We start from the raw sequence: 24,628 nt of genomic DNA, 5'->3' as shown, positions 1-24,628 counted from the left end.
TTATTATGCGTTATAGAATCATCTCTAGCACAAACTTACTACCAATAAAGCCGACTGCTAATAAAATAAAGGCTAGAATTGCCATATTAGCGGCACGACGACCTCGCCATCCTGATCTCCAGTGACCGATGAGTAGGCCGCCAAATAGCAACCAAGACAACAGGCTAAGCACTGTTTTATGGGCGATATGCTGCGCCATTAAGTCATCGACATAGACAAAGCCAACCGCTAAGGCAACCGTTAAGAGACTAAAACCAACCAGTATCATATCAAACAATAGCGATTCCATACTTTGCAAAGAGGGCAGCTTATTGACCCAAAAGCGTTGTTTGGTTTTATGCTTAAGCTCACGAATTTGAAACCGTAATATAATCGCCTGTACCGCCGCCATTAACAGCACACAATAAGCGGCAATGGATAGAATGATATGTAGCTCAAGACCCGTGCTAATATCAGTCAAGGGGGCATAAGGAGCGACGCCAAAGAAGCCTAAGGTTAGCCCAATAATGGCCGTAGGCGCTGCAATGACCCCCAAGCTTAAGATAGGGCGGTATAGACAGAACAGAATATAAAATAGGATAAAATAAAAGCTGGTTAAACTCGCGGTGTTAAACAGGTTGAAATTGAGACCATAAATGGTGAATATATTGGGATATAAAGTGATTCCATGTGCTATAAGGCCCACAAATAGCATCCCTAACGTGAAGCCTTTAGCAATAGGTTTGATACGCACCAGCGCCCAAACCAAGTGACAGCTTACTAGGGTATAGAGGATAAGGGCGATGATGTAAGCGAGAAACACGGTCGGTTGATCCCCAAATATCAAGTAAACAAAAAAACAATACGATGAGTCATACAATCAGACGATACAATTTGCCAGTGCAATGTTTGTTATACTAACTATGTTATTCTATGCGATTATAAATGAATACGTTAGATTGATAGCCCAGTCGTAGCTATTAGTACTGTTATTAGTATAGACACGGTAAGCATTCGGTGATACGCAATTCGATTGCATAGGCATATTAAGATAATACCCTAATTTAACATAGAATGACTCTTATTTGCGATTGCAAAGCGGTAAAAGTTAGTAGTCATTTTATTTAATGACCCTTTTAGCAAGACTTATCCGATTTACTAGCGGTACGACTGTACTATTGCACTAAGTTTAACGCCGTTTTGGCATGTCACTATCCCTTATTGGTATGCCCCCTTAATTGGCATGCCACTTGAAATACGCTATATTAAGCCAAATATTTAAATTATAACCCCTTATTTTATAACCAGTGTTTTAATGAGATACGTTTTATCCGTTAATAAGACAGAATTTAACCATTAATAAGAGCCGTTTTAACAACACAGATGTTAATAAGACAGCTTTAGTTAAACGACAGTTTTAAAACAGTTTTAAAAAAGAAAGCATGTTAGACAAGAATTTCACCAACGTTTTATCGAGACCACTTTATGTTTGATACCTTAACCGAACGACTCTCTGGCAGCCTACGCAAAATCTCAGGATCAGGTCAGCTGACCGAAGACAATATTAAAGATACGCTGCGTGAAGTACGTATGGCGTTACTTGAGGCTGATGTTGCCTTACCGATTACCCGTGATTTCGTCAAGCGGGTCAAAGAGAAGGCATTGGGTCAAGAGGTTCTAAAAGAGTTGGCTCCGGGTCAAGCATTCGTCAAGATTGTCTATGATGAATTAACCGAAATGATGGGCAGTGCCAATCAGCAGCTAGAGATGACAGGTAAGCCGCCTGTGGTTTATTTGCTGGCAGGTCTACAAGGTGCGGGTAAGACCACTACTGCGGGTAAACTTGCTAAGTACTTACAAGAGCGCCATAAGAAAAAAGTCATGCTGGTGTCTGCTGACGTCTATCGTCCCGCTGCGATCAAACAGCTTGAGCAAGTCGCTGGTCAGGTGAATGCTAAATTTGTAAACTCAAGCGCCGATGAAAACCCTATCGACATTGCCAAGCGTGCGATAGAAGAGGCAAAACTACAATATCAAGACATCCTTATCATCGATACCGCCGGTCGTTTGCATATCGATGAGAGGATGATGGAGGAGATCAAAGCGTTAACGGCGGCGGCCAATCCGTCAGAGACACTGTTTGTGGTCGATGCAATGACCGGTCAAGACGCGGCCAATACTGCCAAAGCCTTTAACGATGCGCTACCGCTAACCGGTGTTATCTTAACAAAGACCGATGGTGATGCCCGCGGGGGTGCTGCGCTCTCAGTCCGTGCGATTACTGAAAAGCCAATTAAGTTCCTAGGTCGTGGTGAAAAACTTGATGCCTTAGAAGCGTTCCACCCAGAGCGTATTGCCCAGCGTATTCTAGGCATGGGTGACGTCTTAAGTCTGGTTGAAGAAGTCGAACAAAAGATTGACCGTGATAAAGCGGAAAAAATGGCGAAGAAAATCCAAAAAGGCGGCGACTTTGACCTTGAGGATTTATTAACCCAGTTCCAGCAAATGAAAAATATGGGTGGCATGACTGGCTTCTTGGACAAGCTTCCGGGTATGAGTGGTGCCGGGGTCAAAGAGGCGCTTGAAGAAGCTAAGCCAGAAGAGAAAGTCAAAGAAATGGAGGCGCTCATTAACTCCATGACGCCCTTTGAACGTAAAAATCCTGACAAAATTAACCCAAGTCGTAAGCGTCGTATTGCCGCTGGGTCTGGTAAGCAAATTCAAGACCTAAACCGTCTGCTTAAGCAGCACAAGCAGATGGCGAAGATGATGAAAATGATGTCGAAACCTGAAGGTCTCGGCAAGATGATGAAAGCGGTGCAAGGCTTGACTGGCATGGGCGGCGGCGCATCCGGTGGAGGTGGCCCTCTATTTGGTGGCGGTGGTGCTGCTAAAGGCACAGCTGGCAACAAAGGTGGTATGGGTGGTATGCCACCGTTTGGTTTAGATCCTAACAATATGCCAAGCAAAGAGGATATGGAAAAGCAGTTAAAAGACGTGCAGCAAAGCCTACCTCCAGAGTTTAAGAAGCGCTTTTAAGGTTAGAAGTGACTATATGAACACGATGTAAACCTGATAAAAAGCTAAGTCAGCAATGGCTTAGCTTTTTTTATTATTTAGATAGCGATACTATGGTGACAGTTTTAATCAGCAGTCAGAAAACAGAAAACAGAAGTTAGAAAATAGAGATAGGTAGGAGACGGTATGGCACATAAGAAAAAGAACGTCCGTAAAAAAGAATGTCCCATTTGCCAGCGTGAATTTAGCTGGAGCAAAAAGCTAGATAAAAACTGGGACAGTATGGTGTATTGCTCGGATAGATGCCGACGGGTAAAAACCTATGAGGGTGTTGAGAAGCCAGAGTAGGGGTGTTTTGAAGCTAATCCTGCTATCCGCTTCTATCTTGGCTGACACGGCGGCAGTCGCTAAAGTAAGTGTCATTCCTGCGTTACGATACTGTCACTTACTAAGCGCCTGCATCGCCGTGCTACACCAAGTATATCCGCTACTATCAGGGCTAAACCGCATCTCAAGGCGACGTTAGGCTATAACCGTTTAGCTGTATGGTTTGCTCTTATAAATGGATAAAAAAATGGTGCGCGAGGCGCACCCTACATAAAACAACCTAACATCAGGCTATAATGATTTAGCTTTAAAGAGCGTTGTACAAGCCTTTCTTAAGTTAAGAATTCATCGAGTATGATTCCCCGTAGGGTGCGCCGTGCGCACCAATTCATATAAAACAGTAGTCACAAAATATGCGACAACTTAAACGCTTAAAGACCATTAAATACTAGCCAATCAATCCTTGCCTCTATCTTGACGCACAAAGAAGTTTGCCACCAGCGCACCACTAAAGTTATGCCAAACGCTAAATAGCGCACTTGGTAGGCTAGCCGCAGGATTAAAGTAAGTGGCTGCTAGTGCCGCGCCAAGTCCAGAATTTTGCATACCCACTTCTACCATAATAGCGCGTCTTTGCGCTTCGCTAAAGCCACTTATGCGTGCGATCAAATAGCCTAAGGCGTAACCAATACAGTTATGCAGTGCCACTACAATAAAGACCAAAACGCCGCTGGTTAAGATCGTGTCTCTAGACACCGCTACTACTGCCGCAATAATTATCGCAATACCAACGACTGACACTGTTGGCAAGATATCATTTGCCATTTTAGCCTTGTTACCCAGTAACTTATGAAACAATAACCCCAGTATTATAGGAATAATAACCATCTTAGTGATAGATATCATCATGCTGGCTAGCTCTATCTCGATCAATTGTCCAGCAAAGATTTTAAGTAAAATAGGGGTAAGTATCGGGGCTAGCAGAGTAGAGATTGAAGTAATAGAGACGCTTAAAGCCACATCGCCCTTCGCCAAAAAGGTAATGACATTACTCGACGTACCCCCTGAACAACAACCGACCAGTATCACACCAACGGCAATTAAAGGGTCGAGATTAAAAGCGATGGTTAATAGATATGCGATTAACGGCATTAAAGTAAACTGAGCCAATAAGCCAACCAATACCAGCTTAGGACGTTTAACTATTTCAACGAAGTCGTCTGTCTTAAGCGTCGTTCCCATACCAAACATAATTATGCCCAAAATTGGCACTATGAATTTGGCTAATGATGCAAAAAACTCAGGGAGTATAAAACCTAACACAGCACTAACCAGAGCCCATATTGCAAAGGTTTTCCCTATCCACTGCGAGGCTGCGGCAATTTTACTCAAAATCGACTCCTTTCAAAGTATCAGTCATTATTTTAATCATCGTCTCGTTAAATATAGATAAAATTACCATATATTCAAAGCATAAGTAATAAAATATAGTTATATACAAAGTGAAGGTTGGCTTATTAGTTGCATACAGAGTAGATTTATTTGTTAAGCTATACAAAGACGATAAAGTAACTATCCTAAAAATGCCTAAAAAGGTTTTAAGCAGATCTCGTTTGTCAAAAACACAACGTTTGCATACTTCGCGATAGTTCAATTTTGACTCAGTAACTTAATAAAATCTCCTTGCTTAATAGGTCTAAATAGCCGCATAACCAGAGATAAAGTATGCCCTTTAAAAAAACCTCATCAAACATCAAATCGAATAAAAAGGTATATAAAAGAAAGACTAAAACGTTTAACTATAAAAAAAAGACCCTCTCTGATTTCAAAAAGAAAGCATCATTTAAACCATGGTCTAATTCTTTATCTCAATCGCTATCTCAATCGTTATCTAGGTCGCTATCAAAGCCACTATCAGGTCGCCGGTCTAAAAAGGATCAGGTTGCTAGCGATTTAAACGGCAATCACTTAAAAGCGATTAGCCAAAAGGCAAACGTTAATCCTCAATCGTATTTGTTAATTTTAATGGTTATTTTTGCGTTGTCAGGAGTGGCCTACAAGGCTTATGAAGACTGCGACTGTTTTATAACAGACGATAGAACGGCTGAACCGTTAGACACCCAAGGCAAGTTAAATCTACAGGGCAATAACGGTGAAAAGGTTCACAACGAAGTACACGCATCAATACGAAAACCTACTGAGAGGGATCCTGTACTTGCTCAACAGCACGTGGCGACCCAGCGAATATTCCATTCAGACAGCACAACCGATGTTGATACAGGTGTCGCAACCTTTACAAAGCTTGCCAATGAAGGCGATGTGGGTATGCAATTTGCCCTTGGCATGATGTACAAATCGGGTAGTGGGGTCGAGCAAGACTATGACAAAGCGCTAAACTGGCTGAACAAAGCTGCCGATCAAGGCGATGCAGGTGCGCAACATTTTCTTGGTGTAATGTATGAAGAAGGGAAGGGCGTTCCTCAGGACTATAGTAAGGCAAGGGAGTGGTACTACAAAGCGGCTATGCAAAACGAAGGCATCTCTTTATACAACCTTGGTTTGATGTATTTAGAGGGTAAAGGGGTCGCCCAAAATTATAACCATGCCATTGACTGGTTTGAAAAATCAGACAAGATAGGTTATGTCGGTGCCCAATATAAATTGGGTGAGTTATATGAGCAAGGGTTAGGCGTCCCTCAAAATTATGAGACGGCTATTCACTATTATCAAAAAGCTGCCGATGATGACTACCCAGAAGCCGTCAACAGATTAGCCGAAATGCATGAGAAGGGTATCGGCGTCGCGCAAGATTATACCCTTGCCAAAAAGATGTATCAGAAAACGTGCGATATTCAATATGAAGCAGGATGCGCCAAGGTTGAAGCATTGGTTAATAAGGGATATTAGCGTCTTATCTGTCCGATAGGTTATGAGACCTAATACCAAAAGAAGAATTGGTGATAACTATTATGAGAAAACATTTCATTCATTCCGGCTTTCGAGAAAAGCTTATCGAGCATGTCTTTGTTAGTGAGATGCTGAAACTGTCTTGGAAACAGGGCGATTGTGCGCTAGAGGTTCTAAAACCAGAAGTGGATAACGCAGGCTGTGATATCGTGTTAGAGAACAACAACGTTATGCGCCATATTCAGCTTAAAGCTTCCAAGTTCGGCGCTAAAACATCCCGACAAAAGATACACACCAAGCTTGCCTCTAAACCGTCAGGATGTGTCGTTTGGATTGTATTTGATGAAGACACACTCGAGTTTACTTCGTTTTACTTTTTGGGAAGTGCGGCAGGCAAGCCGTTACTGGATTTGGGCGATGCCAAAATTGCCAAACATACCAAAGGCAATAGTGAGGGCATCAAGAACGAGCGACCCAATATCCGTACTGTAAGTAAAGGGCAATTCACCAAAATCGATTCTATTGAGGCGTTGTATCAAGTGTTGTTTTTTAGTGATCTGTAAGGTGCGGTACTGGCTTTAAATGAAGTGTCTTACTGTATAAACTTGCTTTAAGTGTCATTTATTCCAATATCGAGGAATACAACTCGGTAGTTCGTTTCATTATTTATCGTCAAGTTATCGCAGATATTGCGACAACTGATTTATAAAAGCGGATGTTAAGTAAACAAGGTCTTGTTATTTATATGCTCATGGTGCTTAGTACGCAACCCTCGCAAATTTTGCGACAGTTCAAAAAGTACAAAAACCACCCCTTTACTGATGGTAATAAGCGCAGTGGTGCTTTTTTATTCGTCGATTTTTTGCATCGTAATGGGCGCTTGCTCAATAGCCAAGGTGACATGGTCATTAATAATACAGGGCTTGCGGCATTAACTTTACTGGTGGCGGAGTCTAACCCCGACCAAAAAGAAACCCTGATTAAGCTGATTATCAATATGTTGGCATTGGATGAAGGGTAGGCGTGGTTTTATAAGTAGCTATTCCTGCTATCCGCTACTATCTTGGTTGACACGGCGGCAGTCGCTAAAGTAAGTGTCATTCCTGCGTTACGATACTGTCACTTACTAAGCGCCTGCATCGCCGTGCTACACCAAGTATATCCGCTACTATCAGGGCTAAATCGCACCTAAGGCAAAGTTTGAGTTTTTATAACATTTATCTGTAGGCTGCGTGGGGCGCACCAATTCATTAAGGTAATCACCCCAAAAAATAATAACACGTAAAAGTAGAAACTAACTGCTAAAATACTAGCAGGAGATTTCGACATGAAAAAATCAATATTTACCGACACTCAGATCGTTAATATACTCAAACAGGCAGAACAAGGCGTACCTGTCAGTGACATACTACGTGATGAGCGAGGATAAGTTACTGTCCAGTGGACAGTAACCCGAAGTGCAAGACGAAGAGCTATGCTCGTAGTAATATAAGTCAGAGCACCTTTTACAAATGGAGGAGCAAATACGGCGGTATGGACGCCTCACTGATTACCCGTCTTAAAGAATTAGAGGCTGAGAACGCTCGCTTGAAAAAGATGTACGCCGAAGAACGACTAAAATCAGACATCTTACAGGATGCCATGTCAAAAAAGTGGTAGCGCCCTCTAGGCTCAAAGAGCTTGCTGAGCATTACATCAAAGCCAGAGCCATTAGTGTACGCTTAGCCTGTCTGATATTTAACATTAGCATAACCTGCTATTACTATCAGCCAAAGACAGCGGATGAGAATGAGCAGATAGCCAAACTGTTGATTGAACTGACAAACAACCATAAAAACTGGGGCTTTAAGCTATGTTTTCTATACTTAAGAAATGTATTAGGGTTACCTTACAACCATAAGCGTGTTTATCGTATCTACTGTGAGCTTGAATTAAACCTGAGAATAAAGCCTAAACGTCGTATTAAACGAGACAAACCCAAAAAGCTTGCTGTGCCAACTGATGTCAATCAAAGCTGGAGCATGGACTTTATGCACGATGCTTTAACCGATGGTAGAGCTATTAGGCTCTTTAATGTCATTGATGACTTTAATCGTGAAGCATTAACCATAGAGGTAGACTTCTCATTACCTGCTCAAAGAGTGATACGCAGTTTAAATCAACTTATAGAGTGCCGTGGTAAGCCTAATCAAATCAGGTGTGATAATGGTCCTGAGTATATCAGTAATGACTTGAAAGACTGGGCAACTAAGCAAGGTATCGTTATTGAATATATTGAGCCTGGTAATCCTCAGCAAAACGCCTATGTTGAGCGCTTTAACAAGACAGTACGTTATGATTGGCTTAATCAAGAGTTGTTTGATAGTTTAGATCAAGTGAGACAGCAGGCTGAAGCTTGGCTCAATCACTATAATAACGAGAGACCCAATATGGGTAATGGTGGCTTTACGCCTATTCAGAAACTTAATATGGCAGCTTAGTTCTACTTATTTAGTGTTTTAAATTTGGGGGTATTTCCTAAGGATAATGTTGAATAGCACTTGCAACATAGTTAAACCAACGGGTTGCTTTATTAAAGTTGAAAATAGCACTGTATAGTTACCCAGATAAAAGGTGAAAATTATTAAATCAATAATTTAGATAAACTGATATAGTAAACTTTATCATTCAAACACAATATATTGAATATAACTCTAATTATTAATTCAAAAATACAAAAACTAAGCTGACAATATGATGCAACTTTTAAATAAACCTCTTTGCTTTATAAATAAAATTTATCGAAAAGCCCTTATTGTGCTAACTATTATGCTGCTACCGGAAGCGCAAGCTTTTATGGGTTGTCAGCTAAATAAAGGTTACGAGCTTCCTAAAAACGTATTTTTAACATGGTTTTGTACTTTTACTCATGAATTGGCTTCAGCAGTGCATGAACCCACAAACAAATATGGAGCAGTTAACCGTCAAGGTATTGCCGTAATACCTTTTGAATATGATTCGCCCGTAAGTTTTAGCCAAGGTAGATCGCTCGTTCAAAAAGGTGATAAATGGACAATTATTGACACCAATAACAATGAGATAGCTAAATTCAACTTTCAAGATGCCCAAAATTTTAGCTCCATTGGATTGGGGTTGTTCAAAGAAAATGGCAAGTGGGGCGTCATTAATACTAAAGGTGAAAAGATGGTAGAGCCAAAATTCGACAGCTTCATTTATGATTTTGGCTACCCGAGCCTGAATGAAGAAGTCGTTGCTGTATTCGAATTGGATGGTAAACAAGGTGTAATCAATAAAACGGGCAATATAATTATAGAACCTAAATTTGATGATATTCAGCTTCGTGAAAACGTTATGTTGGTTTATAAAAACGAAAAAATGGGTATTTATGGTTATGATGGACAAATGATTCAACCCGTTGAGTTTGAACCTGGTATAGGATTTTATTCAAACTCAATATGGCCAGATGAAAACGGAATGATTGTTGTCAGAGACGATAAAATGGGTGTCGTAAATCGAAAAGGTAGTATGGTTGTTCCTGTAGAGTTTGATAAGGTTGATGTCATAAGCCATGATCGATTTAAAGTTTCTAAAAATAATAAATATGGAATATACGCCAAGGGCGACCTAGAAGTTCCTATGATGTTCGATGATATCGCTCAAACCTCTAATTATATGACTAGAGTTAAATATCAGGATAAATGGGGGTATTTAGGTAATTTTAATTCACTTATAACTGTCGACTATGATGAGGCCAATGACTTCCACGAAGGACTTGCCGCAGTGGCTAACTCAACTTCCTCTCAAAGCAGTAACGATAACCTATTATGGGGATATATTAATACGTTAGGAGAAGAAGTAATCCCTTTAGAATATGAGGATGTTAGACCATTTAAGGAAGGTTTAGCGCCTGTCAGACTTAAAGGTAAATGGGGCGTTATAGACTTTCAAAATTATAACATCGTACCCTTTAAGTATGATGGTATAGGTCAGTTTGAAAACGGATACGCAATCGTTTCAGAAAGAAAGGTAGAAAAGGCGATGTGTCCAACGGAAACCAATCCTTCATTCTCTTTTGCAGAAGATGCTGAAGAAGAGATAATGCCTGAATTCGATAGTTTGATAGACACGCAGATAGACTGTGAACGCCCTCTTTATATAAATTCTTTAGATAATAGGGAACAGTCAAATATGAAATATGGACTGATAAATACCCAAGGTAAGGTGGTGCTTCCAATAAGGTTTGACAATATTACTCAAGTTTCTGAAGGGATGATAGGTATAAAAAATAAAAATAAGTGGGGATTTATGTCGCAAAATGATGACCTTGTGATGCCCTATCAATTTGATGAGATTTATCCACCTTATGAGAACGGTACCATTCCAACAAACATGTGCACTGATGATGAAAACAATACGATTTCTTGTAGAGCGGATGAGGTGAATACTTATACAAGGCGTATAGATAAGTTCGGTAATATCATCAGAGAAATTTGGGGTAGTAGTGGTGTAGCAGATGAGGTGGAATAGTAGGTTGAGTGCAATAGGCTCAATAAATATGATAAGTGAAATGATAGGTTATAAAAAAGCAGAGTCGCGTTATCAGTCTTTTAGGTAGCGCAGCCGAACCTTGATCAAATAGAGTTGCTGATTAAGCTGATTAGAATATGCTGGGTTTGGATGAATGGTAGGAGTGTGTAGCTAATCCTGGCTTTTCACTACTATCTTGGCTTGCACAGTAGCGGGCGCTAATGGCAGTTGTCGTTCCTGCAAAGCGATAACGCCACTTACTAAGCGCCTGCATCGCCGTGCTACACCAAGTATATCCGCTACTATCAGGGCTGAACCGCATCTCAAGGCAAAGTTATCAGTTCTTAAAAATAGCGGTTCGTCGGTTGTTTATTAAAGGTTTCGAATGACTTTCAGTAGCATGGATGGCAAACCACTATTTAATATTTAGGCTTGTGGGTTTTATTGCGTTACACGCACCTATAGATGGGCTTTGCTGAATTTGATATTGATTACTACTGGATTAATTAATGGTATTCAAAACGAAATCTAGAAACCGTTTATGCTAGAATAAAAATACAAATTTCACTTATATATTTTAACTAAAAGTCAGGTATACAATGAGTCATATAGCGACAATTTTAAAAGATTCACAATATAATCTTACTCAATTTAAAGACAGTCATATTGAGCAATTAGAAAGCAAAATATTTTTTAAAGAGACAAAAGGTGGGGAGAAACCTTATGTAGAGTGTTTAGTTCGCAAAACAGACATTCAGCTAAAACCTGAAGAAATAGTACGACAATTATATTTAATAACGTTACATGAAGATTTTGGCTATCCTTACGAGCGTATGCAAGCAGAGTATCCAGTTGCGTTTGGTCGTGAAACCAAACGTGCTGATATCGTTGTCTTTGATAAAGACCATACCACCTCGGTTTATATTATGGTCGAGATGAAAAAGCCGAAATTAAAAGACGGCAAAGAGCAGCTTAAATCTTACTGTCATGCGACAGGTGCGCCTATTGGCGTCTGGACAAATGGCGAGTCCATTTCTTTCTATAACCGCCGTGACCCTAACTATTTTAAAGATATCCCTCGTATACCAAAAGCAACCGAAACACTGCCAGACGTTTTGACAGAACGTTGGACAATCGAGACATTAGTAAAAGAAGACAAGTTGGTTAATGAACGTAAATCTTTAAAAGATATTATAAGAGAGATGGAAGATGAAGTATTAGCCAATGCTGGTGTAGATGTTTTCGAAGAAGTCTTCCAATTAATTTTTACTAAGTTATATGACGAGTTTACTAGTGCTTCAAGTAAAGAAAGATATTTAGAGTTTCGTAATTATGGAGAAACAGAAACTCAACTAAAAATGAAAATCCAGAGTCTTTTTGATGAAGCAAAAAATAAATGGGAAGGTGTTTTTAGCAAAAGTGCGAAAGTGACTCTTGCGCCCTCACACTTAGCTATCTGTGTGTCTTCGCTTGAACAAGTCAAGTTGTTTAATTCTAATCTAGAAGTGGTAGATGAAGCTTTTGAGTATTTAATTAGTAAATCAAGTAAAGGAGAGAAAGGGCAGTATTTCACCCCACGTTATGTGATTGATATGTGTATCAAAATGCTTGATCCCAAACCTGAAGAGACGATTATTGATACGGCAGCAGGCAGTTGTGGATTCCCTGTACACTCTATTTTCCATGTTTGGAGTAAGCAGTTAGCAGAAGCAGGTATAGAGAAAAGCCATTTATTTACGGCTGAAAAACCTACAGATGCTCAGCAAAAATATGTAAGAGATAAGGTGTTCGCGATTGACTTCGATGAAAAAGCCGTACGTGTAGCTAGAACCCTAAACCTTATTGCAGGCGATGGAGAAACTAACGTTCTACATCTAAATACTCTAGATTATGAGCGATGGGGAGATAAAACAAATGATGATGATTGGCGAGATGTATATAATGAAGGCTGGAAACGCCTAAAAAAATTGCGTGCTACCAAAAGCCAAGACAGAAATTTTAACTTTGATATTGTAATGGCTAACCCTCCTTTTGCAGGTGACATTAAAGAGAGCCGTATTTTATCCAAGTATGAACTTGGGCATAAAGCAGATGGTAAGCAACAAATTAAGGTTGGTCGAGACATTCTATTTATCGAACGCAACCTTGATTTTTTGAAGCCTGGTGGACGTATGGCAGTAGTACTACCACAAGGACGTTTTAATAACTCAAAAGACCAGCATATCCGTGAACTGATTGCTGACCGTTGCCGTATACTGGGTGTAGTAGGTCTACATGGCAATGTATTTAAACCTCATACAGGCGCAAAGACCAGCGTATTGCTAATCCAAAGATGGAATGATGACCCAAAGAAAGGGGCTTTGTGTCCTAAAGTTGATGACTATCCTATTTTCTTTGCGACGATGCAAGAGCCTAGCAAAGACAATAGCGGTGAAAAGATTTTTGTTAAAAAGTCTGATTACCCAAATGCGCCTACCGTTAATAAAGATGCTAGTGAAGACAGCGTTGCAGAGGCAGTCGACACTTATAACACTGGGGTAGAAGATTTAGACGAGTATCTGTTAGATAATCATGGTCATCTGATTGTAAAACACGACTTGTTTAATCATGAAGGATTAACACAAGACGGTATTGCTGAAGCGTTTATTGAGTTTGCGAAAAAGGAGCAATTATCTTTCGTGGGAAAGAACTAAGCCCTTTTGATAAAATTAAGTATGATACTTTATTGAAAGGGTTAGCTGTAGTTGAAAAAAAATTAAGTTATACGTTTGAGAACAAAGACTTCAGACTTGATAGTGCATTCTATACTAATGAACCTTTTATAAACCCTAATCTCCAATATATGAAAATAGGAGAATGCCTAAAGGTGTCGCAGTATGGTATATCTATAGCAATGAATGAGGATGATGTTGGTTATCCTATTTATAGAATGAATGAAATCCACAATATGCTTTGTGATTTTAATGTTAGTAAATGTGCTGATGTAACAGAAGCTGAAGCTGAACCGTTTATATTGAATGACAGGGATGTATTATTCAATCGTACAAATTCGTTTGAGTGGGTTGGAAGAACAGGTATTTATCGAAAGATGAGTAATGAGAAATTCATTTTCGCATCTTATCTAGTGCGTTTTGTACCTGATGAAGACTATCTAACTCCTGAATATTTAGCTACATTTTTGAGTTCTAAATATGGAGTTCAGGATATACGCAGACGCGCTAGACAGTCTATTAATCAAACGAATGTTAACCCTGAAGAAGTTAAACAAATTTATATACCTTTATTATCCTCTTACTTCCAGAAAGAAATAACTGATAGATTTATGACTGCATATGATCTTTTAGTTTTATCTGAGAAAATGTATACCGACGCAGAAAAATTGCTGAGTGTTGAAGTGGGGTTTAGTGACTTAATTATAGATTCTACTAACTATAATATAAAATCACTTAGTAACAGTTTTATTGATACAGGTCGTTTAGATGCAGAATATTACCAGCCAAAATATGAGGACTACATTAAACTAGTTAAGAACTATGACGGTGGTTATGAAATTCTCAATATAGCTTGCATTATAAAGGATAAGAACTTTACTCCTATTGAAGAGGAACTATATTCTTACATAGAATTATCTAATATTGGTAAAACAGGGGACATTAAAGGTGTTACTAAAGCCTTAGGTGAAGAATTACCTTCTAGAGCTAGACGCATAGTACATACTAATGATGTCATCATATCTAGTATTGAAGGTTCATTAGAAAGCTGTGCATTAGTTACTAAGGAATATAATAAATCTCTTTGTTCTACAGGTTTTTATGTTATTTCTTCGAAAGAAATAAACTCTGAAACTTTACTCATACTGTTCAAATCAGAATTAATGCAAAATATTTTAAAAATGAATTGTTCCGGTACTATTCTTCCAGCTATAAATAAACCAGAGTTTGTAAATATACCTATGCCTTTAATAGTAGAAGATATCCAACAAAAAATAGCCGGCCTAGTACAAGAAAGTTTTAAGCTTAAAGCAGAAAGCGAACAGTTACTAGAAGATGCAAAAAAGCTTGTTGAATATGCTATTGAAAATGGGGAAGATAAAGCATTGACTGATTATGGGTTGGGGTTGCTTAGCTAAATAATGTGCTTCACTATGCAGTCTCATTAAATAGTTTTTGTTTTTACAATAAGGTTGCTTCGGAGGAGCGGTTTAGCCCTGATAGTAGCGGGTATACTTGGTGCTGCATAGGGTTGCGGACGCTTAGGAAGGGGTGTTATCGCTGAGTCAGGAACACCCCTTGCTATTAGCGACCGCCCCTGTGCAAGCCAAGATATAAGCGGATAGCAGGATCAGCTACAAAAATCAATCCCGCTTCAAAAATAGGATATATAAATCTAACCAACACCTACGCCAAATTCGGATTTAACCACTTCTCAGCCGTCTTCATATCCCAATCTTTACGCTTGGCGTAGTCCTCTAACTGATCACGGTCAATTTTACCGACATTGAAATACACACTTTCAGGATGCGAGTAATAGAAGCCACTAACCGAAGATGCTGGCCACATCGCATAGCTCTCAGTCAGATAAGTGCCGATGGCGTTTTGGGTATCGAGCCAATCAAATAGCTTACCCTTTTCGGTGTGTTCAGGGCAGGCAGGATAGCCGGGGGCAGGGCGGATGCCGACGTATTTTTCTTTAATCAGCTCTTCATTGGTCAACTGCTCTTCTGGCTGATAGCCCCAGTATTGGGTACGAATCAATTCATGTAAATGCTCAGCAAAGGCTTCTGCAAGGCGGTCACATAATGCCTGAACCATAATGGCGTTGTAGTCATCACCCGCTTCCTTAAAGCTGTCAGATAGCTCTTGAGCACCTTCAATAGAGACGGTAAACCCACCCAAATAGTCGGTGTGATCATCCAAAGGAGAGATAAAGTCTGCCAAGCTAAAGTTCGGTTTGCCACTGGCCCCCTCCTTTGAACGATCAGACTGTTGGCGTAAGTGCTCGAACACATGGGTGGGCTTACCGCCCTCAGTAATGGGCTTATCATACACGGTCACTGTATCAGCTGCGGTACGCTTGGCCGGCATGATTTTAAACACCCCTTTTGCAGTAACTAATCCCTCATCAATAAAGCGTTGGAGTAATTCTTTGGCATTGCCAAATAAGTCTTTGGCCTCGGTGCCTACGACATCATCGTCAAAGATTTTGGGATATTTACCGACCAAGCCCCATGAGATAAAGAAGGGTGTCCAGTCGATATAAGACAGTAGGTTGTCGATAGGGTAGTCGTCTAGGATGACTTGCCCTTGCTGGTTTGGTGTAGGCGGCGTGTAGTCTGCCCAGTCAAACTGAAAGCCTTGTTCAATCGCTTCGGCATAGCTTAATTTGGCCGCTTTAGGTTTGCGGTTTGCCAGACGTTGACGTACTTTTTCATACTCTTCACGGGTCTCTTTAATCAGATCGACTCGGTGTTCTTTTGACAGCAGTTTGGTGACGACACCGACAGAGCGTGAGGCATCGGTGACATAAATCACCGCATCGTTTTGATAATGGGGTTCGATTTTGACCGCGGTATGGGCTTTAGAAGTGGTGGCGCCGCCAATCATTAGCGGCAGGGTCATGCCACGCTCTTGCATTTGTTTGGCGACATATACCATTTCATCAAGGCTCGGGGTAATCAGCCCAGATAAACCAATAATATCGGCTTTTTCCGCTATGGCCGTGTCGAGGATTTTATCGCAAGGCACCATCACCCCAAGGTCGACAACGTCATAGCCGTTACAGCCAAGTACCACGCCGACGATGTTTTTTCCGATATCGTGTACGTCGCCTTTGACGGTCGCCATGACCACCTTACCTTTGACCTCACCTTCCACTTTTTCAGCTTCGATGTAAGGGTTTAAGACCGCCACCGAGCGTTTCATAACACGGGCGGATTTGACCACCTGCGGTAGGAACATTTTACCGGCACCAAATAAGTCACCCACCACATTCATGCCGTCCATCAAGGGCCCTTCGATGACCTCTAACGGTTTGGCATATTTTTGTCGGGCTTCTTCCGTGTCTTCATCAATATAGGTGGTGATACCTTTGACTAAAGCATGCTCGATGCGTTTTTCAACTGACTGCTCACGCCACGATAAGTCAACGGTGCCATCATTCTTTTTGCCGCCAGCCACATAGCCTTCGGCGACGGTCATTAAGCGTTCAGTGGCATCTTGTCCGCTGTCACCTTGATTGCGGTTGAGCATCACATCTTCGATGGCATCACGGGCTTCTTTAGGAATCTCGTCATACACCTCAAGCATAGCAGGGTTGACGATACCCATGGTAAGGCCCGCCTTAATGGCGTGATATAAGAACACGGCATTGATGGCTTCACGAATTGGGTTGCCTCGGAAGCTAAACGAGACGTTTGACACACCCCCTGATACCATCGCATTAGGGAGGTTATCCGTGATCCATTTGGTGGCATTAATAAAGTCAGCACCATAGTTGTTGTGCTCAACGATACCGGTGGCGACCGCGAAAATATTGGGGTCAAAGATGATATCCTCGCTAGGGAACCCAACTTCATCGACTAAAATGTCATAACTGCGCTTACAAATATCGATTTTGCGCTCATACGTATCGGCCTGACCCTCTTCATCAAACGCCATAACAATAACCGCAGCACCATAGCGCATACATAGCTTGGCACGTTCGACAAACTCTTCATACCCTTCTTTTAAGGAGATTGAGTTGACGACCGCTTTACCCTGAGTACGTTTTAAACCTTCCTCTATGATGTCCCATTTTGAGGAGTCAATCATCAGTGGCACACGGCTAATATCAGGCTCGCCTGCGACTAAATTTAAGAAGTGAATCATCGCGCCTTTGGAGTCGAGCATGCCCTCATCCATGTTGATATCGACGATTTGCGCACCGCCTTCCACTTGGTTTAAAGCGACTTCTAATGCTTCGGTAAATTCGCCTGTTTTAATCAAGCGTAAAAACTTTTTAGAACCTGTCACGTTGGTACGCTCGCCAACGTTAACAAACAAGCTGTCTTGATTAATGGTAAAGGGCTCTAATCCAGACAAACGGCAGGCTGGGGGAATGGTTGGGATTTCACGCGGCTTATACTGCTGCATCACATCATGAATGGCTTTGATGTGCTCAGGGCGAGTACCACAACAGCCCCCAACGATATTTAGCAGTCCTGATTTACCGAAGCCATCAAGTAGGGCAGCGGTCTCCTCAGGCGTCTCATCATATTCACCAAATTCGTTTGGCAGACCCGCATTGGGGTGAGCAGAGACATAAGTGTCGGCAATATCCGATAAGGTTTGGATATGTGGCTTAAGGGCATCAGCACCTAGCGCACAGTTAAAACCGACGGATAAAGGCTTGGCATGGCGAATCGAGTTGTAAAACGCTTCAGCAGTCTGTCCTGATAATGTACGCCCAGACGCATCGGTAATGGTACCCGATATCATAATTGGCAACTCAAACCCGATGGTTTCAAAAACGCCTGTCACTGCAAATATAGCGGCTTTAGCATTTAAGGTATCAAAAATGGTCTCGATTAAAACCAAATCAATACCGCCCTCAATCAAGGCATATAATGCTTCGGTATAGTTATCGACCAGTTCATCAAAGGTCACATTTCGAAAGGCAGGATCATTGACATCAGGTGAAAGTGAGCAGGTACGCGATGTGGGGCCAATAACACCTGCCACAAATCTAGGTTTGTCAGGGTTTTCAGCCGTGAATTCATCGGCAACCGAGCGGGCAAGGCGAGCGGCTTCTCGGTTAATCTCTGGGACCAAGTGCTCCATGGCATAATCCGCCATAGAAATCTGGGTAGCATTGAAAGTATTGGTCTCTATAATATCGGCACCAGCAGTCAAATGATCACGGTGAATGCTTTTGATAATATCAGGCTGTGTTAGCACCAATAAGTCATTATTGCCCTGTACATCTTGCGCTATATCAGAAAATCGCTCGCCACGATAATCCGCCTCTTGTAGCTTAAAGGTTTGGATTTGCGTACCCATTGCGCCATCAAGCATCAGGATACGCTTTGCCAATTGCTCAGTAATACGGTCACGAACGGTGAGCTGTTGTTCTTTAAAAGGAAACTCTGAAGGTGGCACTAGATTAAAATTATCAGGATTGTGTTCTTTTTTTTCAGGTGCGTCTGAGTTGGCATTTTGGGTATTGGGCTTTTCGTTATGTTCGGGGTGTGAGCAGGTCGTCATAGCGCATTCTTATACAGTAGGTTAATAGGTCATGCTTAAATTGGTTACTTTAGAGTAGGGGTGATATTCCATTTATTAGGACTTACGTAATTTAAAGATGTTATATATTTGAATGTGTAATGCGACTAGTAAGTATTTATTGAGCCTCTTGAACCAATATAGTGCAAGCGAATAAATAATTAGCAGTCGGCATTATTCAAAATGATGCGTCGGCACTAGTTTAAATGAATCAGTTTAAATGAATCAGTTTAAATGAATAAGTGCTATTTCATTTAAGATTATTTAATTTAAAAACAGTTAGTGTAGCATAATGCTTTCTATAACCTAATGCTTAGCCGGCATAAATGAATCCCATTTCAAAAAATAACCTATCCTTGTTAAACGAGGTCAGGCTCATGGGATCTATTGCTCAAACATAACCCAATCTTAAGGTAATCAAAAAGCCCGATACTCAGTATCGGGCTTTTCTTATATCGAGTCTTATATCAAGGTTTTAACAAAGCCTTAATAAGAGGCTCTTAAAATAACATGGTTTTAAATATTAGGGTCTTAAATTCATAATAGAAACAAGGTCTATTAAATATGACGGATATTATATTTATACCGCATCATTTGAGCTCTATTATTTATAACCCATTATTTTACAACATCGTCACGTTTAACAGCTTCGGCATCACGATGACGCTCTTCCCAGTAAGTGGCACCTTTAATGCCAAACTTAGCAGGATTAAACACAAAGCGCTTAGCCGTAGTACCACCACCCGCTTTTAATTGAGCCTCGTAATCCTTAAGGATATCAAGTGCAGGACGAGCTACGAAGAACACAATGATAATACCAACGATGTTCAACCAAGCCATCAGACCAACACCCACATCGCCAAGTCCCCAGATATAACCTGAAGTGTTTAGCGCACCGTAGGCAACCATGATCATAATGACCACTTTAACGGCGAACAGACCCACTTTACTAATGCCACGTCCCATAAAACGCGTTAAGTACGAAATATTGACTTCGGCAATATAGTAGTAGGCTAGGATAGTCGTAAAGGCGAAGAAGAATACGGCGATAGCGATGAATGAATCACCGAATGTACCATACACTGATTCCATTGCCATTTGAGTGAATGAGGGAGAGCTAATTTCTGTATCAGCGGCAACATTCTGTACAATGAATTGACCATCAGGCAATGTGCCCTGAATGTTATACATACCTGTTGATAAGATCATAAACGCGGTTGCAGAACACACCAGTAAGGTATCGACATAGACTGAAAATGCTTGAACCAAACCTTGCTGAGCAGGGTGATCTACGGCGGCAGCTGAAGCGGCATGTGGGCCAGTACCTTGACCAGCTTCGTTAGAGTAAACACCACGTTTAACACCCCAACCGATAGCAGCACCAAAACCAGCTTGCGCGGTAAAGGCATCACTAATAATCATACCGAATACTTCAGGTACTTTACTAAAGTTGGTGAACATGATGAGTAGCGCTAAAACAATATAGCCTAACGCCATAAAGGGTACCGCGTATTCTGTGAATTTCGCAATACGCTTAATACCACCAAAGATGATGAAACCAAGCACGAGTAAAATAATCGCTAAAGCAATCAAACGCGTTGTACCCACGTCCATGCCCATTAGGGTCATCATTGAGCCTTCACCTGCGACCTGCGCGACAGCATTAACAACACCGTTGGCCTGTACACCGGGTAAGAAGACACCACACGCGATAATAGATGAAATAGCAAATAAAATGCCGTACCACTTTTGACCCAAGGCTTTTTCAAAGTAATAAGCGGGACCACCACGGTACTCACCCGTGAGAACATCACGCTCTTTATAAATCTGACCAAGCGTCGATTCTACATAAGCAGTCGATGCGCCCAGAAAAGCAACGATCCACATCCAGAATACAGCGCCAGGACCACCAAAACCGATGGCAGCCGCCACACCGGCAATGTTACCCATACCAACACGGCCAGCGAGTGAGACCGCTAAGGCCTGAAACGACGAAATACCATCATTATCAGGCTTACCTTTAAATAACAATCTGAACATTTCACCAAATAGGCGAACTTGAACGAAACGGGTTAGAATGGAATAGAATAAACCTGCCCCTAAGCAGAGATAAATGAGAGCGGGGCTCCAAATGATATTGTTTAAAGTACTAACAATGCCTTCCATAGTGTTTTTCCTAGTGTTAACAGATTGAGAGACCTACGTATCACTCAATAGCAATACTAAAATGAGTGTACAGTGGTTATGTCATAGAAAAATCAGAGCAAAAAATATGCCATTTAATCCAAGTAGTTAGATGATAAAACATCTGCACTATTACGAATCAGGAAAAGATGATTGTAAGTTAACTTGGCTAAATGTTACACAAACGTATATCTTAGTAACTGCAATTTGCCATAAAAATCTTTAAATTACCAGATTATTTTTTATCACAAATTAACTTTATTGTGGAAATTTGAGTGTTTGAAAATAAATTTAATAAAAAAAATGAATAAAATCGTGGGTACGATCAGTAATTTTTATAGTTTGGAGTTGTAATTAGGTAACAAAAAATTGTAAACATTGTGCTTTCACCCCATTCCACAGTAAAATCAAAAGCAACTTGCTATCTTTTTAGTATCTTTTTACTTTTCTCTCTTTAATGTCATTTACCTGTTAATGTGGTTTAGCTAAATGGTTTGGTATGGTTCATGTACTCATATCAAATATCCTATCTAGTCATGGGTAAATTGAACTCGTTATTTTGTAGAAAATGAGAGGTTTGCTAAACTCAAGGAATGGTTTGCTAAGCTTAAAGGTATAAAATAAAAGGATAGTGGCATTTTTAAACACATTAATATTTATCTTATGAAAATTTGGAGTAGTCATGTCTCGTAAATCAGTCTTAAAGCCTCTTGTATTATCAATGGTATTAGGTACATCAGCCGTGAGTTTGTCAGGCTGTGGGTATAATAATTTGCAAGCACAAGACGAGCAGGTTACTGCTGCATGGTCGGAAGTGGTTAACCAATATAAACGCCGTGATGATTTGGTGCCCAATTTAGTCGAAGTGGTCAAACAATACGCTGAACACGAACAAGATGTCTTTACTGATGTTGCACAAGCTCGTTCTAAAGCGGGAAGTATCCAATTGACACCTGAAGTATTAAATGATCCACAAGCGATGGAGAACTATCAAGCGGCTCAAGCTGAGATGACAGGGGCTTTGTCTCGGTTAATGGCAGTTTCTGAACGTTATCCAGAGCTTAAAGCCGATCAACGTTTTGCAGATTTGCAAGCACAATTGGAAGGTACTGAGAACCGTATTACTGTCGCTCGTAATCGTTATATTGAAGAAGTTCAAGGCTACAATACTACTGTGCGCCAGTTTCCCACCAATATTACCGCCAAAGTATTTGGTATGGACACTAAGCCTAACTTTAGCGTTGAGAATGAAGAGGCAATATCGACAGCGCCTAAAGTCGACTTTGGCGAATAGTTGCTAGTATTGAAGTTGATTTTGGTGAAGGGGTTTTAGTGTTTAAAAGGCAACGCAATAGGTCTGCTTTGGTTGTCACTGTCTTTATTATGACAGTGACAACACTTATTTTATCGAGTTGTTCTATCAGCAACAGTAACAGTGAATTAAAGGATAGGTTAAAAAGTGATTTAACTTATGAGCAGCTCGTAGACTCTGAGCAACGTGTTTCAACCAATCATTTAATTATACCTGCAAGCTTAGAAGGTCCATTAAGCCCGATAAGCATAGCTGCTAAACTTAAATATCCTGTCAATGACTTTACTGATACCTTAAGTGACAATGACATCAAGAGGCTGAACCATAAAATTCTCAGTATCGATAAAGAGGGTATATTGCAGATAGGCATTGTCATCGTACCTACGACAGGCAGTATAGATATATTTGATTATGCAATGTCAGTGGCGAATAGTTGGCAACTTGGCTCGCCTCAATACAATAATGGATTACTGATATTAGTCGCAAAAAATGATAAAAGACTACACCTATTAACAGGTCTCGATATTGAAGATACATTGACTGATCATAAAGTAAAAGGGGTAATCGACACTGAGATAACCCCTGCTTTTCGTCAGAATGACTACGCATTAGGACTAGAGAAGGGCATTGATACATTAGTCGCTCATATGATTCATTGATATATTTAATAGGTTCTAAGTTTAATAGGTTATAAGTTTATTAAGCCATAAGTTTATTAAGATAAATAATTTAGATCCTAAATGTTAAACACGAATGTTATAAAATTAAGGTGGTAAAAACGAACATGCAGACGTTAAAACACAGCTTGTCAGTACTCACAATATTAGGTGCCAGTCTCCTATCGGTCCCCATGAGTGTTGCTGAGACCAGTGATAATAGCAGTTCGTCATCACCGCAAGCTGTGCAACGCTTTGGCGACCAAAGTGTCGAAGATATGGTCGCCATTGCCAAAGCAGGTCAGCAAAATGAAGCGATAAACGATGCTGTATTGGGTAATGACGCCATTAGGGACAACCTACCCAACTTTGGCGAATCTGATATCGGTGAAGCGGTTGCTGAAGCCGATACCGAAGGAGGCCAGCAAGGATCAAGCGCCGCACCGACAGGTCAACCTCGTCAATCTACAGCGCAAAGTGTCGATAGCGATAAGCTCATTCTGAACTCTCCCGTGGTGGATCAGGCGAAGATTTTCACCCCTCAAGAAAAGCAAATGCTCAGTCAACGATTGCGTCATATCTATGAGCAAGGCTTGGCTCAAGCTGCCCTAGTTACTGTACCATCGACCAATGGCATGGATATTTTCCAATATAGCTTAGAGGTGGCCGATAAATGGAAGCTTGGTAATGCCGATACAGATGATGGTCTATTGATACTGGTCGCGGTTAATGATCGTAAAATGTATATCTTATCAGGATATGGCTTAGAAGGCGTGTTACCTGATGCGGTGTTAAATCGAGTGATTGATGACGAGATTATGCCGTCCTTTAAGCAAGGTGATTATACCGGTGGCCTGATTAAAGGGATCAATCGTATCGAAGAGCGACTGGTCGCTGACCCTGATATTTTAGCCCAGTCTGATGAGCTTGCCAAAGAGCGTAGTCAAGCGCAGTCTGCGGACTCACAAGCGCCTTCATTATTTGGCACATTTTTGATTGCCTTAATTTTTGGCTTATTTTTAACGGCCGTACTCGGTCGTATACTCGGCTCTTTAGTGTCAACTGGCGGCTTTGTCTTATTATCGCTTAGTGGTGGTAGTAGCTTGATAATGACCCTATTTTTAGCGGTATTTTTGTGGTTGTTTTTGATATCGCGCGGTTCTGGCGGTGGTAAAGGTGGCGGCAAAGGCGGTAGAGGGGGGCGTCGACGTGGCGGCGTGGTCTTCTTCCCAGGCGGCGGCTTTGGGGGAGGCGGCGGTGGCGGCTTCGGAGGCGGTGGTTTTGGTGGCGGCGGCTTCGGTGGAGGAGGTGGCGGCTTCGGCGGTGGCGGCGCTGGTGGGTCCTGGTAGTTTTCAATGTTTAATAACTAAATGTTTAATAACTAAATGTTTAATAACGAAATGTTTAATGACTAAATAGTGAGTTAAACGGTCTCTTAGGTAAGTCCAGTTTGGTTTTAC

At 41.0% G+C, this 24,628-nt stretch carries 17 protein-coding genes and 1 pseudogene; 13 read left to right on the top strand and 5 right to left on the bottom strand.

Features of this window, described 5'->3' with window-relative positions; all coding sequences use genetic code 11:
* Positions 1 to 10 precede the first annotated feature (10 nt).
* Positions 11 to 802 (bottom strand): cytochrome C assembly family protein, encoded by a 792-nt coding sequence (locus AC21OG_RS01550; RefSeq protein WP_487377546.1) that lies wholly within the window; start codon positions 800 to 802, stop codon positions 11 to 13.
* Between the two features lie 662 nt (positions 803 to 1,464).
* Here AC21OG_RS01550 and ffh point away from each other — a divergent pair.
* The 3 genes from ffh to AC21OG_RS01535 all read left to right on the top strand — a co-directional run bounded on the left by ffh (position 1,465) and on the right by AC21OG_RS01535 (position 3,523).
* Complete coding sequence (gene ffh / locus AC21OG_RS01545; RefSeq protein ID WP_487377544.1) at positions 1,465 to 3,018, top strand: signal recognition particle protein; 1,554 nt, start codon at positions 1,465 to 1,467, stop codon at positions 3,016 to 3,018.
* 165 nt (positions 3,019 to 3,183) lie between these two features.
* Positions 3,184 to 3,345, top strand: coding sequence for a DUF2256 domain-containing protein (locus AC21OG_RS01540; protein WP_486543458.1), 162 nt, complete (start codon positions 3,184 to 3,186; stop codon positions 3,343 to 3,345).
* 7 nt (positions 3,346 to 3,352) lie between these two features.
* Positions 3,353 to 3,523, top strand: a complete 171-nt coding sequence (locus tag AC21OG_RS01535) for a hypothetical protein (protein WP_487377543.1) — start codon at positions 3,353 to 3,355, stop codon at positions 3,521 to 3,523.
* A 257-nt stretch (positions 3,524 to 3,780) separates the two neighbouring features.
* On the opposite strand, the gene AC21OG_RS01530 is transcribed toward AC21OG_RS01535, so the two are convergent.
* Positions 3,781 to 4,716, bottom strand: a complete 936-nt coding sequence (locus AC21OG_RS01530; protein WP_487377542.1) for a bile acid:sodium symporter family protein — start codon at positions 4,714 to 4,716, stop codon at positions 3,781 to 3,783.
* 333 nt (positions 4,717 to 5,049) lie between these two features.
* On the opposite strand from AC21OG_RS01530, the gene AC21OG_RS01525 reads away from it, so the two are divergent.
* From AC21OG_RS01525 to AC21OG_RS01505, 5 genes and pseudogenes are all read left to right on the top strand, one after another.
* The gene (locus tag AC21OG_RS01525) at positions 5,050 to 6,231 is read left to right on the top strand and encodes a tetratricopeptide repeat protein (RefSeq protein ID WP_487377540.1); all 1,182 of its coding nucleotides are present in this window, start codon (positions 5,050 to 5,052) and stop codon (positions 6,229 to 6,231) included.
* A 62-nt stretch (positions 6,232 to 6,293) separates the two neighbouring features.
* Positions 6,294 to 6,794: a hypothetical protein gene (locus AC21OG_RS01520; protein ID WP_487377539.1), complete on the top strand. Its 501-nt coding sequence runs from the start codon at positions 6,294 to 6,296 to the stop codon at positions 6,792 to 6,794.
* 182 nt (positions 6,795 to 6,976) lie between these two features.
* Entirely contained in the window at positions 6,977 to 7,252 is a 276-nt protein-coding gene (locus AC21OG_RS01515) for a Fic family protein (RefSeq protein WP_487377537.1), read from the top strand.
* A gap of 306 nt (positions 7,253 to 7,558) precedes the next feature.
* A pseudogene (locus AC21OG_RS01510) lies at positions 7,559 to 8,711 on the top strand (IS3 family transposase).
* Between the two features lie 253 nt (positions 8,712 to 8,964).
* Complete coding sequence (locus AC21OG_RS01505) at positions 8,965 to 10,758, top strand: WG repeat-containing protein (protein WP_487377536.1); 1,794 nt, start codon at positions 8,965 to 8,967, stop codon at positions 10,756 to 10,758.
* 130 nt (positions 10,759 to 10,888) lie between these two features.
* Here the strand turns inward: AC21OG_RS01505 and AC21OG_RS01500 are convergent, their stop codons facing one another.
* Positions 10,889 to 11,080, bottom strand: a complete 192-nt coding sequence (locus AC21OG_RS01500) for a hypothetical protein (protein WP_487377534.1) — start codon at positions 11,078 to 11,080, stop codon at positions 10,889 to 10,891.
* A gap of 277 nt (positions 11,081 to 11,357) precedes the next feature.
* On the opposite strand from AC21OG_RS01500, the gene AC21OG_RS01495 reads away from it, so the two are divergent.
* Together AC21OG_RS01495 and AC21OG_RS01490 are read left to right on the top strand one after the other, a co-directional pair.
* Positions 11,358 to 13,451: a type I restriction-modification system subunit M gene (locus tag AC21OG_RS01495; RefSeq protein WP_487377533.1), complete on the top strand. Its 2,094-nt coding sequence runs from the start codon at positions 11,358 to 11,360 to the stop codon at positions 13,449 to 13,451.
* A gap of 32 nt (positions 13,452 to 13,483) precedes the next feature.
* The gene (locus AC21OG_RS01490; RefSeq protein ID WP_487377531.1) at positions 13,484 to 14,887 is read left to right on the top strand and encodes a restriction endonuclease subunit S; all 1,404 of its coding nucleotides are present in this window, start codon (positions 13,484 to 13,486) and stop codon (positions 14,885 to 14,887) included.
* 268 nt (positions 14,888 to 15,155) lie between these two features.
* On the opposite strand, the gene metH is transcribed toward AC21OG_RS01490, so the two are convergent.
* Complete coding sequence (gene metH, locus AC21OG_RS01485; protein WP_487377529.1) at positions 15,156 to 18,998, bottom strand: methionine synthase; 3,843 nt, start codon at positions 18,996 to 18,998, stop codon at positions 15,156 to 15,158.
* A 636-nt stretch (positions 18,999 to 19,634) separates the two neighbouring features.
* Positions 19,635 to 21,182, bottom strand: a complete 1,548-nt coding sequence (locus AC21OG_RS01480) for an alanine/glycine:cation symporter family protein (RefSeq protein WP_486547300.1) — start codon at positions 21,180 to 21,182, stop codon at positions 19,635 to 19,637.
* 700 nt (positions 21,183 to 21,882) lie between these two features.
* Between AC21OG_RS01480 and AC21OG_RS01475 the strand changes: the two genes are divergently transcribed.
* From AC21OG_RS01475 to AC21OG_RS01465, 3 genes are all read left to right on the top strand, one after another.
* On the top strand, positions 21,883 to 22,494 hold the full coding sequence (locus AC21OG_RS01475; protein ID WP_487377527.1) for a LemA family protein: 612 nt from the start codon (positions 21,883 to 21,885) through the stop codon (positions 22,492 to 22,494).
* Between the two features lie 89 nt (positions 22,495 to 22,583).
* Entirely contained in the window at positions 22,584 to 23,171 is a 588-nt protein-coding gene (locus AC21OG_RS01470) for a TPM domain-containing protein (protein ID WP_487377526.1), read from the top strand.
* Between the two features lie 125 nt (positions 23,172 to 23,296).
* Positions 23,297 to 24,517 (top strand): TPM domain-containing protein, encoded by a 1,221-nt coding sequence (locus AC21OG_RS01465; RefSeq protein WP_487377524.1) that lies wholly within the window; start codon positions 23,297 to 23,299, stop codon positions 24,515 to 24,517.
* Positions 24,518 to 24,628 lie beyond the last annotated feature (111 nt).

Source organism: Psychrobacter sp. CX5 (genome assembly GCF_057621535.2).
Note: the sequence above shows the minus strand (reverse complement) of the source record. Positions and strands in the feature narration are given on the sequence as shown.

Coding starts and splice junctions, on each gene's coding strand:
- ffh (WP_487377544.1), top strand. CDS start 1,465: ATGTTTGATACCTTAACCGAACGACTCTCTGGCAGCCTACGCAAAATC.
- AC21OG_RS01540 (WP_486543458.1), top strand. CDS start 3,184: ATGGCACATAAGAAAAAGAACGTCCGTAAAAAAGAATGTCCCATTTGC.
- AC21OG_RS01525 (WP_487377540.1), top strand. CDS start 5,050: ATGCCCTTTAAAAAAACCTCATCAAACATCAAATCGAATAAAAAGGTA.
- AC21OG_RS01520 (WP_487377539.1), top strand. CDS start 6,294: ATGAGAAAACATTTCATTCATTCCGGCTTTCGAGAAAAGCTTATCGAG.
- AC21OG_RS01515 (WP_487377537.1), top strand. CDS start 6,977: ATGCTCATGGTGCTTAGTACGCAACCCTCGCAAATTTTGCGACAGTTC.
- AC21OG_RS01505 (WP_487377536.1), top strand. CDS start 8,965: ATGATGCAACTTTTAAATAAACCTCTTTGCTTTATAAATAAAATTTAT.
- AC21OG_RS01500 (WP_487377534.1), bottom strand. CDS start 11,080: ATGCGGTTCAGCCCTGATAGTAGCGGATATACTTGGTGTAGCACGGCG.
- AC21OG_RS01495 (WP_487377533.1), top strand. CDS start 11,358: ATGAGTCATATAGCGACAATTTTAAAAGATTCACAATATAATCTTACT.
- metH (WP_487377529.1), bottom strand. CDS start 18,998: ATGACGACCTGCTCACACCCCGAACATAACGAAAAGCCCAATACCCAA.
- AC21OG_RS01480 (WP_486547300.1), bottom strand. CDS start 21,182: ATGGAAGGCATTGTTAGTACTTTAAACAATATCATTTGGAGCCCCGCT.
- AC21OG_RS01475 (WP_487377527.1), top strand. CDS start 21,883: ATGTCTCGTAAATCAGTCTTAAAGCCTCTTGTATTATCAATGGTATTA.
- AC21OG_RS01470 (WP_487377526.1), top strand. CDS start 22,584: ATGACAGTGACAACACTTATTTTATCGAGTTGTTCTATCAGCAACAGT.
- AC21OG_RS01465 (WP_487377524.1), top strand. CDS start 23,297: ATGCAGACGTTAAAACACAGCTTGTCAGTACTCACAATATTAGGTGCC.